The sequence below is a fragment of the Rathayibacter sp. AY1A2 genome, from assembly GCF_002930935.1.
Lineage (GTDB): Bacteria > Actinomycetota > Actinomycetes > Actinomycetales > Microbacteriaceae > Rathayibacter.
Map to the genome: position 1 here is coordinate 58,518 of NZ_PSTP01000005.1, position 12,895 is coordinate 71,412.

Below are 12,895 nucleotides of genomic sequence, written 5' to 3' on the forward strand. Positions count from 1 at the left end.
GCCAGTCTCCCCGGCGGCAGGGGCCCGGTCGAGGCCAGAACCGCCGGGGGCCGGGGGACCAGCCGTCACTCCGCGTCGAGCACCACTCGGGAGTGGAGTCCGAGCCGGTCGAGGAACGCCTCGTCGTGGCTGACGACGACCAGGCCGCCCCGCCAGGCGGCGAGAACGTCGACGAGGTGGTCGGTCGTGGCGAGATCGAGGTCGTTCGTCGGCTCGTCCAGCACGAGCAGCTGCGGAGCGGGCTGCGCCAGCACGAGCCCGGCGAGCGCGACGCGGAACCGCTCGCCCCCCGAGAGCGACGCGATCCTCCGATCGACCACGTCGCCGCGCACCAGGAGCCGCGCGAGGGCGTTCCGCAGCTCGACCGCCGGACGATCCGGCGCGGCCCGGGAGACGTGCTCCCGCACGGTGGCCTCCTCGTCGAGGAGTCCCTCGCGGCGCTGGGGGAGCCAGCCGACCCGCTCCGTCAGCGCTCGGGCCGTGGTGCCGGCGAGCGGATGCTCCCGCGCACCCGGCGCCCCGACGAGGTGCTCGAGCAGGGTCGTCTTCCCCGTCCCGTTCGCGCCGACCACGGCGATCCGCTCCGGCCCCTGGAGCACCGTCGTCCGGCCGCGCACCGTCACCTCCGCCAGCCGGCGCCCGGCCGCGACCCCGGGGTCCGGCAGGTCGAGGCGGACCCGGTCGTCGTCCCGGACTGCTCGCGACGCTGCGTCGACCTGCTCGCGCGCCCGCGCCTCCGCGGCCCCGTGCCCGGAGCGCAGCCGTCCCGCGGTCGCCTCGGCTCGTCCTCTCCTCGCGTTCGCGAGGATCGCGGGCATCGACTCCGCCGATCGCGCCCCCGCCCGCGCGCGGCGGGCGATGGTCGTCTCGGCCTCGATGCGCTGCCGCCGCTCGGCGCGGAGAAGCCGGTCGGCGTCGCGCAGATCGCGCTCCGCGGCCGCCTGCTCGAGGGCGAGCCGCTCCTCGAACGCCGAGAACGTCCCGCCGGAGGTGCGGACCGCCCCGTCGCGCAGCTCCGCGATCTCGTCGACGTGCTCGAGCAGCTCCCGGTCGTGGCTGACGAGCACGAGCGTCCCGCGCCACCGGTCGACCAGGTCGAGCAGAAGCCCTCGGGAGCGCCGGTCGAGGTCGTTCGTCGGCTCGTCGAGCACGGCGATCGGCCGGCCGCGCAGCCGGACGCCGGTCACGGCCGTGAGGACGGCCTGCCCTCCGGAGAGGGTCGCGACCGGCCGCAGCAGGTCCGCCTCCTCCAGGTCGAGACCGGCGTCGCCGAGTGCGGCGAGCGCCCGGGCCTCGAGGTCCCAGTCGTCCGCGAGCACCTCGAAGTGCCGCGGATCCGCGTCGCCGCGGAGGATCGCGTGCAGAGCGTCCAGGCGCTGCCGGATCCCGAGGAGATCGGCGACGGTGTCGTCGGGCCCTCGCCGGAGGCGCTGGGGCAGCAGGTCGACGGGTCCCGTCGTCGAGACGCTCCCGGCGGTGGGGGAGAGGCCGCCGGTGACGAGGCGGACGAGGGTCGACTTGCCGGCGCCGTTCGCGCCGACGAGACCGGTGCGCCCGCGTCCGAACGCAGCGGTGACGCGGTCGAGGACGACGGAGCCGTCGGGCCAGGCGAACGTGCAGTCGTGGAGGACGACGGCGGGCGGGGTGGTGCGGGACGAGGAGGGCACGGTGCTCCAGTGGTCGGTGTCGGCGCACGACGACCACCGGGCTCCGAGGGAGCAGGGCCTCGCCCCTGAGGGGCGGGCACGGGGGACGTCAGTGCGAGAGCAGCTGCTGCGTCGTGGACGCAGTACCGGTGCTGGAGCGCAGGAGTCCGTCTTCCGTGCGGGGGGCCCCCGTGACCGCGAGCCGCTGGATCGGCCGGTGTGGCGGCCGCACCGACGTCGCGGCTCGCGACGAGGTACCCGACGACCGTACGTGCCCGTCGATACACGCGCAACCGTGACCGACTGCTCGTCCGCGGCCTGCGTCCGTCGGCGCCGTCGCGCGGCTCGCGGCGGACGGCTCTCCACCCACGGCGGGACGGCCGGACCGCCCTGGTATGCACGCTGCTGCCCACCGGTCGAGGGAGTCGCCGGCGGGCCCTCCCGTCGCCGGGCCCTCACTACGCTGAGCCCATGGTGACCATTCGCGACGTCGCGGCCGATGCGGGGGTGGCCCGCAGCACGGTGTCCTACGTGCTCTCCGGCAACAAGAAGCTCCCGGAGGCGACCCGCCTGCGCGTGCTCGCGAGCGTGGAGCGGCTCGGCTACCGGCCCGACCCGATGGCGCGGGCCCTGGCGCTGCGGCGCACGAACATCCTCGGCTTCTTCGCCTCCGTCGATCCGGAGTCGCGGCAGACCGATGTCGACGTCTTCATGCGCTTCGTGCGGGCGGCGATGTACGCGGCCCGCGCCCGCGGCTTCGACCTGCTGATGATGGGCACGGGCGAGGGGGAGCTCGCGCGCGACGTCCTCGCCGATGCGCTCGTCGTGATGGACATCCGCCGGGACGACCCCCGGCTGCCGGTCCTCGCGAGCATCGGCCTGCCGACCGCGCTGGTCGGCTACCCGGGCGAGGGCAGCCCGTTCAGCGCGATCGACCTCGACTTCGACGGCGCGGCGCGGGTCGCCGTCGACCACCTCGCCGACCTCGGGCACGTCGAGATCGCGGTCCTCGGGATGGGCCCCGACGCCTACGAGAGCGGCTACGCCTTCGCCCTGCGGTTCCGCGAGGGCTTCCTCGACCAGTGCCGCCTGCGCGGCGTGCGGGGCGCCGTCATCCCCAGCACCGACGACGTCGACGACTGGTTCGAGCAGGCGCAGGAGCAGCTCCCCGGCCTGAGCGCCGTGGTCACTCACGGGCCGGGCGTGCTCGAGCCGTTCCTGCAGCGCCTCAGTGGCCTGGGCCTGCGCGTCCCGGAGGACTGCTCGATCATGACCATCGCCCCGGAGGCGGTGATGCGGCACGCCGACCAGCCGGTCACCGTGGTGGACCTGCCCGGCGACGAGATGGTCTCGCGGGCGGTCGACCTGGTGCTCGACGAGCTCGCCGGCACCGCGACTCCGGGAGTGACGGAGCTGCTGCCCGCGGTGGTCGTGGACCTCGGCACCACCGCGCCCTTCTCGCCGGGCACCAGCCGGGGCGTCGTCCCCTCGTGGCGGCGGGCGCGCGGCTGACGTCGCCGGGTCGTCCGGAGCGTTCCCCGGGCGATCGGTGAACCGGTTCTCCGAAATCTATTGAACCGGTTCTCCGACTCGGTTAGGCTCGCCACGACTTCCGGACGGACCGCCCCAGCGGGCGCCCCCGGAGGGTCTTCCCGGCGCGAGCGCTCCGCTCGTTCCGACCGTATTCAGAGAGGAATACCGTGAAGAACAGCATCCGACGAGCCGCAGGCGCCGCCTCCCTCGTCCTCATCGCCGGAGTCGCCCTCAGCGCGTGCAGCGCACAGGGAGCGGGCGACGACTCGTCGAAGTCGCTCACCCTCTGGGACAGCTTCACCCAGTACGACGCGTCCTCCCCCTACGGCCAGCTCCTGGCCGGCTGCGAGGCCTCGACCGGGATCACCCTCGAGCGCACCTCCGACCCCGACCTCACCACCAAGCTCCTGCAGTCGGCCGCGTCGAAGACCACGCCGAACCTGGTCGTCCTCGACAACCCCAACGTCGCGAAGTTCGCCGACACCGGCCTGCTCGTCGACAACGCCGCCTCCGGGCTCGACACCAGCGACGTCCTCCCGAACGTGCTCGCCGCCGGCCAGCTGGACGGGAAGACCTACGGCTCGTCGATCGGCTCGAACACCCTCGCGCTCTTCTACAACAAGGCGCTCTTCGAGGCAGCCGGCGTCACTCCGCCGACGACCTGGGACGAGCTGACCACCGCCGCGAAGGCCCTCACCGCGGGCGACGTCACCGGGCTCGGCTTCTCCGCGGTCGGCACCGAGGAGGGCACCTTCCAGTTCCTGCCCTTCTTCTGGGGCTCCGGTGCGACCCTCGAGGACATCTCCTCCGACGACGCCGTCTCGGCGCTCGCGCTCTGGACCGACCTGGTGAAGAGCGGCTCGGCCTCGCAGGCGAACGTCAACGCCAACCAGCAGGACGTCCGCGACCAGTTCCTCGCGGGCAAGCTCGGGATGATGGTCAACGGCACCTGGCAGCTCTCCGCCCTCGACGAGGCGGGCATCGACTACGGCGTCGTGCCGATCCCGGCGAAGGACGGGGGAGCGGCACCGAGCCCGCTCGGCGGCGAGTTCGTCGAGGTGGTCGCCTCCGACGCCGCGAAGCAGACCCTCGCCACGGAGTTCGCGCAGTGCGTCATCCAGCCCGACAGCCTGAAGGCCTGGGCGGCCGGCCAGTCGTACATCATGCCGTACGCCGACGCGGCCGCCGAACAGGCGACCGAGGACCCCGCGCTCCAGCCGTGGGTGGAGGCCATCTCGGTCGCGCAGGGACGCACCAGCGACCTCGGCGTCGCCTACCCCGACACCTCGAAGGCGCTCTGGACCGCGATCCAGGAGTCGCTGACCGGCTCGAAGACGCCGCAGGCGGCCCTCGACGACGCCGCGGCGAGCCTGAAGTAGCGGCCGCATGACCGACCCCGCCGTGCTCACGGCGCCGGTCGCGGGCGGGGCGGCCACCAGGCCGCCCGCCCGCCGCCGACCCCGCTCCCACCTCCGCCTCGCCGCCGCCGCCTTCATGGCGCCCGTGGTGATCTTCCTCGCCGTCTTCTTCGTCTACCCGATCATCCGCGGCGTCGTCCTCAGCCTCCAGGACTTCGGACCGTCGTCCTTCGTGACCGGGATCGCCCCCTTCGTCGGCTTCGACAACTACGTCACGGTCGTCACCGATCCGATCTTCGCGAGCATCGCCTGGCACACCGTGGTCTTCACCGTGGTCTCGCTGGTGGGCCAGTTCACGATCGGCATGGCCCTGGCGCTGTTCTTCAGCCGCCGGTTCCCGCTCTCGGCGACGTTCCGCTCCCTCATCCTGCTGCCGTGGCTCCTGCCGCTGATCGTCTCGGCGACGGCCTGGCGCTGGATCTTCGACCAGCAGTTCGGCATCCTGAACGCCGCGATCGGCACGCCGGTCGGCTGGCTGACCGATCCGTCCGTCTCGCTGTGGGCGGTCATCATCGCCAACATCTGGCTGGGCATCCCGTTCAACATGGTGCTGCTGCACGGAGGCCTGCAGGGCATCCCCGAGAGCCTCTACGAGGCCGCGGCACTGGACGGCGCCTCGCGCTGGCGGTCCTTCTGGAGCATCACCTGGCCGCTGCTGCGACCGGTGACCTCCGTCACGCTCCTCCTCGGCCTCGTCTACACGATCAAGGTGTTCGACGTCATCTGGATCCTCACCAAGGGAGGCCCGGCCAACAGCTCGCACACCCTGGCGACGTGGGCCTACGAGCAGTCCTTCACCGACCTGCAGTTCGGAGTCGGAGCGGCGGCCGGCCAGATCCTCGTGATCGTCGCCCTCGTCTTCGGCGTGATCTACATCCGCGCCCAGCGCAAGGAGGACCTCGGATGAACCGGCACACCACAGGGCTGCGCCGCGGGATCGACGTGGTCATCGCGATCGTGCTCTGCGGCTTCCTCCTCTTCCCGCTCTACTGGATGGTCAACGTCTCGCTGACCAAGCCGCAGAACCTGATCCAGACCCCGCCGAGCCTGTTCCCCGGCGACCCGACCCTCGACGGGTACGTGCAGGCGTTCTCGACGCAGCTGCCGAACCTCATCACGAGCCTCGTGATCTCGATCGGCTGCGTGATCCTGACGCTGGCGATCGCCCTGCCCGCCGCTTTCGCGATGGCGAAGTTCCGGGTGCGGGGGACCGGCGTCGTGATGTTCGTGTTCCTCCTCGCCCAGATGATCCCCGGGATCGTCCTGGTCACCGCGCTGTTCGCGATCTACAACGCGCTGGGGCTGCTCAACACCTATCCGGGCCTGATCCTCGCCGACGCGACCGCCTCCGTGCCGTTCGCGGTGATCATCCTCCGGGCCTTCATGCTCGGCATCCCCGACGAGCTGATCGAGGCCGCGCGGATCGACGGTGCGAGCAACTGGCGCTCCTTCGTCTCGATCGTCATCCCGCTGAGCCGGAACTCGATCGTGACCGCGGGCCTGTTCTCGTTCCTGTTCGCCTGGGCCGACTTCCTCAACGCGAACTCGCTCACCTCGGGCAACAGCATCGTGCCGTTCACCCTCGGCCTCTACCGCTACATCGGATCGACCACCACCAACTGGAACGGGATCATGGCGACCGCCGTGATCGCCTCCATCCCGGCCGCCGTGCTGCTGATCGTGGCCCAGCGCTACGTCGCCGCCGGGGTCACCGCCGGCGCGGTCAAGGACTGAGCGCCGTGCCCGACTCGAGGAAGCAGGAGCACATGGACACCGACGCGTTCGCCCTCGAGGGGGACCGCCTCGTCTGGCGCGGCGACGGCGAGACCGTCGTCGTCGAGCCGTGGGGGAGGGACAGCGTCCGGGTCCGCGCCCGCCGGTCCGGGGAGGTCCTCGACACCGACTGGGCGCTGATCGCCCCCGAGCGCCACGCGCCGGAGGTCTCGATCGAGGGACCGCGGGCGACGCTGCGCGCCGGCGGCATCACCGTCGTCCTCGAGCAGCAGGAGGGCTACGGGTACCAGACCGGCTACCACGAGCTCTCCTGCTCCCTCTCCTTCTACGACCGTCGGGGGGAGCTGCTCTTCCGAGAGCTCGGGAGCGGGGGAGCGCTCAAGCTGCGCGCCCGCGAGCAGCGTCCGCACCTGGGCGGCGACTTCCGGCTGACCGCGCTGTTCGAGACGTCCCCCGACGAGAAGCTGTACGGGATGGGGCAGTACCAGCAGGACATCCTCGATCTGAAGGGCTGCACGCTCGAGCTCGCGCACCGCAACTCCCAGTCGAGCGTCCCGTTCGTGCTGTCGAGCCGCGGCTACGGGTTCCTCTGGCACAACCCCGCGATCGGCCGCGCGACTTTCGCAGCCAACCGCACGGAGTGGTCCGCCGAGTCCTCCCAGCAGCTCGACTACTGGGTGACCGCGGGGGAGACCCCGGCCGACATCACCCGGGCCTACGCCGACGCGACCGGGCACGTCCCGATGATGCCCGAGCACGGCCTCGGCTTCTGGCAGTGCAAGCTGCGCTACTGGAACCAGGAGCAGCTGCTCGAGGTCGCCCGCGAGCACCGGCGCCGCGGCCTGCCGATGGACGTCATCGTGGCCGACTTCTTCCACTGGCCGCACATGGGCGACTTCCGCTTCGAGGAGGAGTTCTGGCCGGATCCGTCCGCCATGGTCGCCGAGCTGCGCGAGCTCGGGATCGAGCTGATGGTCTCGGTCTGGCCGCAGGTGTCGGTCGAGTCCGAGAACTACATCGCGATGAAGAAGGGGAACCTCCTCGTCAAGGCCGAGCGGGGCCTGGACCTGCACATGCAGTTCGAGGGTCCGAGCGCGTTCTACGACGCGACGAGTCCCGCCGCCCGGAGGTTCGTCTGGGAGGCGTGCCGGCGCAACTACGGCGAGCACGGGATCCGGCTCTTCTGGCTCGACGAGGCCGAGCCCGAGTACGGCGTCTACGACTTCGACAACTACCGCTACGCCGCCGGCCCCGCCGTCCAAGTCGGCAACCTCTACCCGCAGGCGTTCTCCCGCGGCTTCTTCGAGGGGCAGAGCGAGGGCGGGGAGACCGCGATCGTCAACCTCGTCCGCACCGCGTGGGCGGGCAGTCAGCGCTACGGCGCGCTCGTGTGGTCGGGCGACATCCACTCGACCTTCGCGGACCTGCGCCACCAGATCACGGCCGGCATCCACATGGGCGTCGCGGGGATCCCGTGGTTCACGACCGACATCGGAGGATTCGCCGGGGGAGACCCGTCGGATCCGGAGTTCCGTGAGCTCCTCGTGCGCTGGTTCCAGTTCGGCGCGTTCAGCCCCGTGATGCGCTTGCACGGCGACCGCGCGCCGTCGGCCCCGGTCACGGCCGCCGACGGGAGCCGCCGCGCCGCGACCGGAGCCGGGAACGAGGTGTGGAGCTTCGGCGAGGAGGCCACGCCGATCCTCACCCGCCTGCTGCATCTTCGCGAGACCCTGCGCCCGTACACGCGCGCGGCGATGCGGGAGGCGCACGAGCTGGGCCAGCCGGTGCTGCGAGCGGTGTTCCACGAGTTCCCGGGGGACCCGGAGGCCTGGGATCTGGCCGACCAGTACCTCTTCGGCTCGGACCTGCTCGTAGCTCCGGTCACGCACGCCGGAGCCGTCTCCCGTCGGGTCTACCTGCCCGCCGGGGCGCGGTGGACGGAGCTCTCGACGGGCGCCGAGCACGAGGGCGGGCAGTGGATCGTCGCCGACGCGCCCCTGGCCGTCATCCCGGTCTTCGCGCGCGACGGTCGGCAGGCGCACCTCGTCGGGCAGCTCTGAGCGAAGGCTCCCCGCTGTCCGGAGGTTCCGCCGCGAGGAGCTCCCCCGCGTCAGCCCGTCCCCTCGAGCCAGAAGTCGACCGCGTCGGGGGACGGGCGTTCGGCGACCCGGACGACGTCGCCAAACTCGAGCACGCTGTCCGGATCCTCCTGGACGGCCGGCCACCGCTCGCGGCCGGCGGCGTCCGGATCGCCGTGGGAGACGAATGCGAGCCAGCGCGCGGTCATCTCCTGCTCGAGCCGGCGGTCGACGTCCGTGTAGTCGGCGTCGCCGTCCGCCCCGAGGTTCCCGTACGCGTACATCACCTCGGCGCCGTGGTACGCGCCGAACCGCTCGAGTCCGCTCTCCGGGGGAGTGCGCGTGAAGATGTAGGCGTGGACGCCCGCCCGCCCGGTCCGGGCGGCCGTCAGCGCCCAGAGCCGCATCGGGGCGGTCATCGTCCGGTCGCTGCCGGCGCGCAGCCGGGAGTCGACGACCTGGTCCTCGACGGCACCCGGGTACAGCGCGAGGAATCGGTCCGCGTCGTCTCCGTGCTCCCGGCGCACCTCCTGCTCGTAGGCGTTCGGATCCGGGTCGACGCCTCCCAGCAGATCGAGCGAGGTCTCGTCGGAGTTGCTGCCGAGCAGGAGGGGGACGTCGTTCTGCCGACCGGCCTCGTAGACGGCGAGCGGCGTGTCGGGGAGGACGACGCCGTCGATCGAGGGCCACCAGTGCTGCGAGAGGCCCGCGGCGGCCGCGACGACGCGCTCGGCCGGCAGGGCTCTCATCTCGGCGAGGCTCGCCCCGCCGAGGGCCTCGCTCAGGCGCGCAGCCGCCTCCCGTGCGGTGGCGGCGTCGTCGTAGAGGTCGCCGGCCTCGCGGTCTCCCGCCGACCCCAGGCATCCTCCGCTCTCCCCGATGATCCCGTGGAGGAGGCCGGCCGCGAGGGGCGAGGCCCCGAGGATGCAGGCGCTGCCGGAGCCGGCGGACTGGCCGGCGACCGTCACCCGCCCCGGGTCCCCGCCGAAAGCGGCGATGTTGTCCTGCACCCACTGCAGAGCGGCGACCTGGTCGAGCAGTCCCTGATTCCCCGGGGTGCCGCCGCCGAGCACATCACCGGCGAGGAAACCGAGGACCCCCAGACGGTAGGCGACGGTGACGACCACCGCGCCCCGGGAGGCGAGCGCCGCGCCGTCGTAGGCGGGGAGGGCGCCGGACCCCGAGACGAACGCGCCGCCGTGGAGGTAGACGAGGACCGGGCTGGAGTCGCCCGCCCCGCCGGCCGGCGTCCAGATGTTCAGGCGGAGGCTGTCCTCGTCCGTCGCGTACCCGCCGAGGAGCGTCTCCTCCAGCGGCAGGTCGAGCACGCGGGTCGCCGCTCGGGAGAGGAACGTCGGCTCCGGCTGAACGGCGGAGGGGCCGAAGTCGTCGGCCACGAGGGTCGCCGACCGCTGCGGGGCCGGGCGGGGCGCCTCCCAGCGCAGCGGGCCGACCGGGGGAGCGGCGTAGGGGATCCCCGCGAAGGCGTCGACCCCGGCCGCGGCGTCGTGCACACCGACGACGTCGCCCTGCCGGGTCGTGACCGGGGCGGTGTGCGGACCGGCGAGCGTCCGCGTCGCCGGGAGAGGACCCGCGGCGAGGGCGACGGCTCCGACGAGCCCTGCGGACGCGACCCAGGCCGCCGTACGCAGCATCCAGTGCCGGTGCCGCCAGCTCCTCGAGACGGCCGCGATCAGGACCGCGGCCGCCGCGACGACGAGCCACCCCCACCACTCCAGCCGGTTCAGCCAGGCGAGGACCGCCCCGATGAGCACGACGGTCGCGGCCGGCAGCCACGGGGACCGTCGCCGTCGAGGTTCGGGCGTTCCAGTTCTCGATACGGTATGCATTGGAAACGAAACGTACTGAAAAGGCCCATCCAGCGCAAGGATCCGAATAGGCTGGGGGCGTGGTCACAGGCGAGCAGGCTCCGGTCCGGCGGAGGAGCGAGACGCGACGACGTCTCCTCGCCGCGGCCGCCGAGCTCTTCGAGAGCACGGGCACCATCGGCCAGCGCGTCGAGGACATCTGCGCGCAGGCGGGCTTCACCCGCGGCGCGTTCTACTCGAACTTCGCCGGTGTCGACCAGCTCTTCCTCGCACTCCACGAGGAGCAGGCCGCGAGAGTGTGGGGGAGCCTGCAGGAGGCCCTCGACGTCCAGCTGCAGGAGGAGCACCGCGCGGCGACCCTCGACGGCGCCGTACGCTCTCTCCTCGACGCGCTCCCGTCCAGCCGCGAGTGGTTCTCCCTGCGGTCGGTGCTCCTGGCACGCGCTGCCGCGGACCCGGAGTTCGCCGAGCGGATGATGATCGACGACGACCGCGTCTCGCGCGAGCTGGGCGAGCGCTTCGCCGCCCTCGCCGCCGTGCACGGCCGCGTCCCCGCCGTCGAGTCCGCTGTCCTGGCGAAGGCGGTCGTCGCGGCGCACGTCGGGTCGGTGAGCCAGTGGCCCGTGGACACCAGCGCCGAACTCACGCAGCGCCTGGTCGTCGCCGCGGTGATCCGAGGCCTCACCGTCGAAGCGCCCGGTCTGCCATCGGAGCGCGGCGGCGATCGATGACGTCCTGTCGCAGGAGCGTTGAGGGGAGCCGATCGCCATCCCTGCAGAACGGGACATCGGTCGAACTGACATAATGTGCATTATCGGATAACGGCGAAAGGGCCGGACGGACCGGGACTGAGGCCGCCCGACGGTCCGGCACGTCATCAGCGGATCGGCGAATGCTCCACCCACGGCTCGACGTCCTCGTACCAGCACGTCTCGGTCGGAGTGTCGAAGCGCGTGACCAGCCGCAGCCGCAGCCGCGGATCGACGGTCACCTTTCCGCGGACGCCGTCGTCGGCCCGATCCTCTCGGGCGCCTGCCGGAACGCGCGTCAGCGGCCCTGCGAGCGCTCCCGCCGGTTCACCATCACCGCGACGGCATCGAGAAGGATGCTCACGCCGCCCGGCGTCCGCCGGCGGACGGCCTGCGCCCACGACGGCGTCGGACTCCCCCGATACCGGTCCGCTGCCGTCCATCGGAGTCATCCGTCGAGGATCGCAGACCCGCGCGCCGGGGTCATTCCGCGAAGGCGATCAGGCGAAGTCGGAGATGTCGCCGACGAGGCGGGTGTTGTCCGCGGGGATCGGCTCGACGGCCGCCAGAGCGACCTCGGCCGCGAACTCCTGCACGTTGTAGAGCTTGCCGGCCGACTCGCGACGCGAGCTGATCGCGCCCGGGTTCGCGCGCTCCAGCAGGGTCGCGGTGATGGTGCCCTCGATCATGTCGCCCGAGACGACGATGAACTCGATCCCGCGCTCGGCGAGCTCACCGATCCGCTCGCGCAGGGCGTCCTCGCCGGCGCGCTTGGAGAGCGCGACGGGCTCGTACTCGGGCATCGTGGGCGTGGTCCGGATGAAGTGCGCCTGGTGGCTCGTGACGAACACGACACGGGAGCCCTCGGAGAGCAGCGGCAGCGCCGCGTCGAGCACGGCGACCTGCGAGTCGCGGTTGAGGACCATCGCGTAGTCCTCCCCCATGTTGCTCTCCATGCCGCCGGAGGCGTTCAGGACGAGCACGTCCAGTCCTCCGTACTCCTTCTCGATGCGGGAGAAGAGCTCGGCGCGCGAGTCGGCGTCGGTGAGATCGGCGCCGACGGCGATGGCGGTGCCGCCGGCCTCGACGATCTGCGCGACGAGCTTGTCGGCGCGCGGCGCCTTCGAGCGGTAGTTGACGACGACGCGGGCTCCGGCCTCGGCCAGGTAGCGGACCGTGTCGGCGCCGATGCCGCGGGACGACCCGGTGACGAGAGCGCGCTTGCCGTCGAAGGAGCCGGGGGCGAGGGGATTGGACACGGGTATTCCTCCAGAACGCCGGCTCGGAGACCGGATCGGGCACGATGACGGGCCACGGCCCGACGGAGGAGTCTACCAAGGGCCTCGAGATCGTCGGCGCACCCCCTCTCCCAGCCCTCGTCCGGGGGGCGTTGATAGCCTGGGAATGCTCGTCGAGGGGAAGGAGCACACAGCATGGACGCTGTCACCCAGTACGCGTGGATCCTCTGGCTCGCGCTGATCCTCATCTTCGTGATCGTCGAGATGATCACTCTCGAGTTCACGTTCCTGATGCTCGCCGTCGGCAGCATAGGCGGACTGCTGACCGGGCTGGTCGGGGCTCCCTTCTGGGTCCAGGTCCCCGTCGCGGCCGTCCTCGCCGCCCTCCTGCTGTTCACCGTCCGTCCGCCGCTGCTGCGGCTGCTGAAGCGGGGCGGCGATCCCACCCCCAGCGGAGCAGACGCTCTCCTCGGGCTCTCCGGCAGCGTCGTCCTCGCCGGTCCCGGAGCCGGCCAGGTCAAGCTCGCCAACGGCGAGACCTGGACCGTCCGCCTGTCCCCGCTCGTCGAGGACCGCACACTCGGAGTCGGCGAGAGAGTCGTCGTCACCGCCATCGAGGGCGCGACCGCGGTCGTCGTCCCCGCCGAAAGGAGCACACCGTGACACCGTC

Annotated in this window: 11 protein-coding genes; 7 read left to right on the plus strand and 4 right to left on the minus strand. The window is 72.2% G+C overall.

Features of this window, described 5'->3' with window-relative positions; all coding sequences use genetic code 11:
* Positions 1 to 65 precede the first annotated feature (65 nt).
* Positions 66 to 1,667, minus strand: a complete 1,602-nt coding sequence (locus tag C5B93_RS06755; protein WP_104292087.1) for an ABC-F family ATP-binding cassette domain-containing protein — start codon at positions 1,665 to 1,667, stop codon at positions 66 to 68.
* 450 nt (positions 1,668 to 2,117) lie between these two features.
* Here C5B93_RS06755 and C5B93_RS06760 point away from each other — a divergent pair, with 450 nt between their 5' ends.
* From C5B93_RS06760 to C5B93_RS06780, 5 genes are all read left to right on the plus strand, one after another.
* Positions 2,118 to 3,158 carry a LacI family DNA-binding transcriptional regulator gene (locus C5B93_RS06760; protein ID WP_104222050.1) on the plus strand — a complete coding sequence of 347 codons (1,041 nt, stop codon included), beginning with the start codon at positions 2,118 to 2,120 and terminating at the stop codon, positions 3,156 to 3,158.
* 188 nt (positions 3,159 to 3,346) lie between these two features.
* On the plus strand, positions 3,347 to 4,558 hold the full coding sequence (locus C5B93_RS06765) for an extracellular solute-binding protein (RefSeq protein WP_104232593.1): 1,212 nt from the start codon (positions 3,347 to 3,349) through the stop codon (positions 4,556 to 4,558).
* Between the two features lie 7 nt (positions 4,559 to 4,565).
* A complete protein-coding gene (locus C5B93_RS06770) occupies positions 4,566 to 5,504 on the plus strand; it encodes a carbohydrate ABC transporter permease (protein WP_104225253.1) in 939 nt (312 codons plus the stop codon).
* Complete coding sequence (locus C5B93_RS06775) at positions 5,501 to 6,331, plus strand: carbohydrate ABC transporter permease (protein ID WP_104222044.1); 831 nt, start codon at positions 5,501 to 5,503, stop codon at positions 6,329 to 6,331. The genes C5B93_RS06770 and C5B93_RS06775 overlap by 4 nt, the downstream gene beginning before the upstream one ends.
* A gap of 32 nt (positions 6,332 to 6,363) precedes the next feature.
* Positions 6,364 to 8,391: a TIM-barrel domain-containing protein gene (locus tag C5B93_RS06780; RefSeq protein WP_104292088.1), complete on the plus strand. Its 2,028-nt coding sequence runs from the start codon at positions 6,364 to 6,366 to the stop codon at positions 8,389 to 8,391.
* Positions 8,392 to 8,441: 50 nt separating this feature from the next.
* On the opposite strand, the gene C5B93_RS06785 is transcribed toward C5B93_RS06780, so the two are convergent.
* Positions 8,442 to 10,184, minus strand: coding sequence for a carboxylesterase/lipase family protein (locus C5B93_RS06785; RefSeq protein WP_219813822.1), 1,743 nt, complete (start codon positions 10,182 to 10,184; stop codon positions 8,442 to 8,444).
* Between the two features lie 134 nt (positions 10,185 to 10,318).
* Here C5B93_RS06785 and C5B93_RS06790 point away from each other — a divergent pair, with 134 nt between their 5' ends.
* The gene (locus C5B93_RS06790; RefSeq protein WP_104250336.1) at positions 10,319 to 10,969 is read left to right on the plus strand and encodes a TetR/AcrR family transcriptional regulator; all 651 of its coding nucleotides are present in this window, start codon (positions 10,319 to 10,321) and stop codon (positions 10,967 to 10,969) included.
* Positions 10,970 to 11,115: 146 nt separating this feature from the next.
* On the opposite strand, the gene C5B93_RS16935 is transcribed toward C5B93_RS06790, so the two are convergent.
* Both C5B93_RS16935 and C5B93_RS06795 read right to left on the minus strand, forming a co-directional pair.
* Positions 11,116 to 11,439 carry a hypothetical protein gene (locus tag C5B93_RS16935; protein WP_146078456.1) on the minus strand — a complete coding sequence of 108 codons (324 nt, stop codon included), beginning with the start codon at positions 11,437 to 11,439 and terminating at the stop codon, positions 11,116 to 11,118.
* 48 nt (positions 11,440 to 11,487) lie between these two features.
* Positions 11,488 to 12,246: an SDR family oxidoreductase gene (locus tag C5B93_RS06795; RefSeq protein WP_104292090.1), complete on the minus strand. Its 759-nt coding sequence runs from the start codon at positions 12,244 to 12,246 to the stop codon at positions 11,488 to 11,490.
* 174 nt (positions 12,247 to 12,420) lie between these two features.
* Here C5B93_RS06795 and C5B93_RS06800 point away from each other — a divergent pair, with 174 nt between their 5' ends.
* On the plus strand, positions 12,421 to 12,888 hold the full coding sequence (locus tag C5B93_RS06800) for an NfeD family protein (protein WP_104222034.1): 468 nt from the start codon (positions 12,421 to 12,423) through the stop codon (positions 12,886 to 12,888).
* Positions 12,889 to 12,895: the final 7 nt, after the last annotated feature.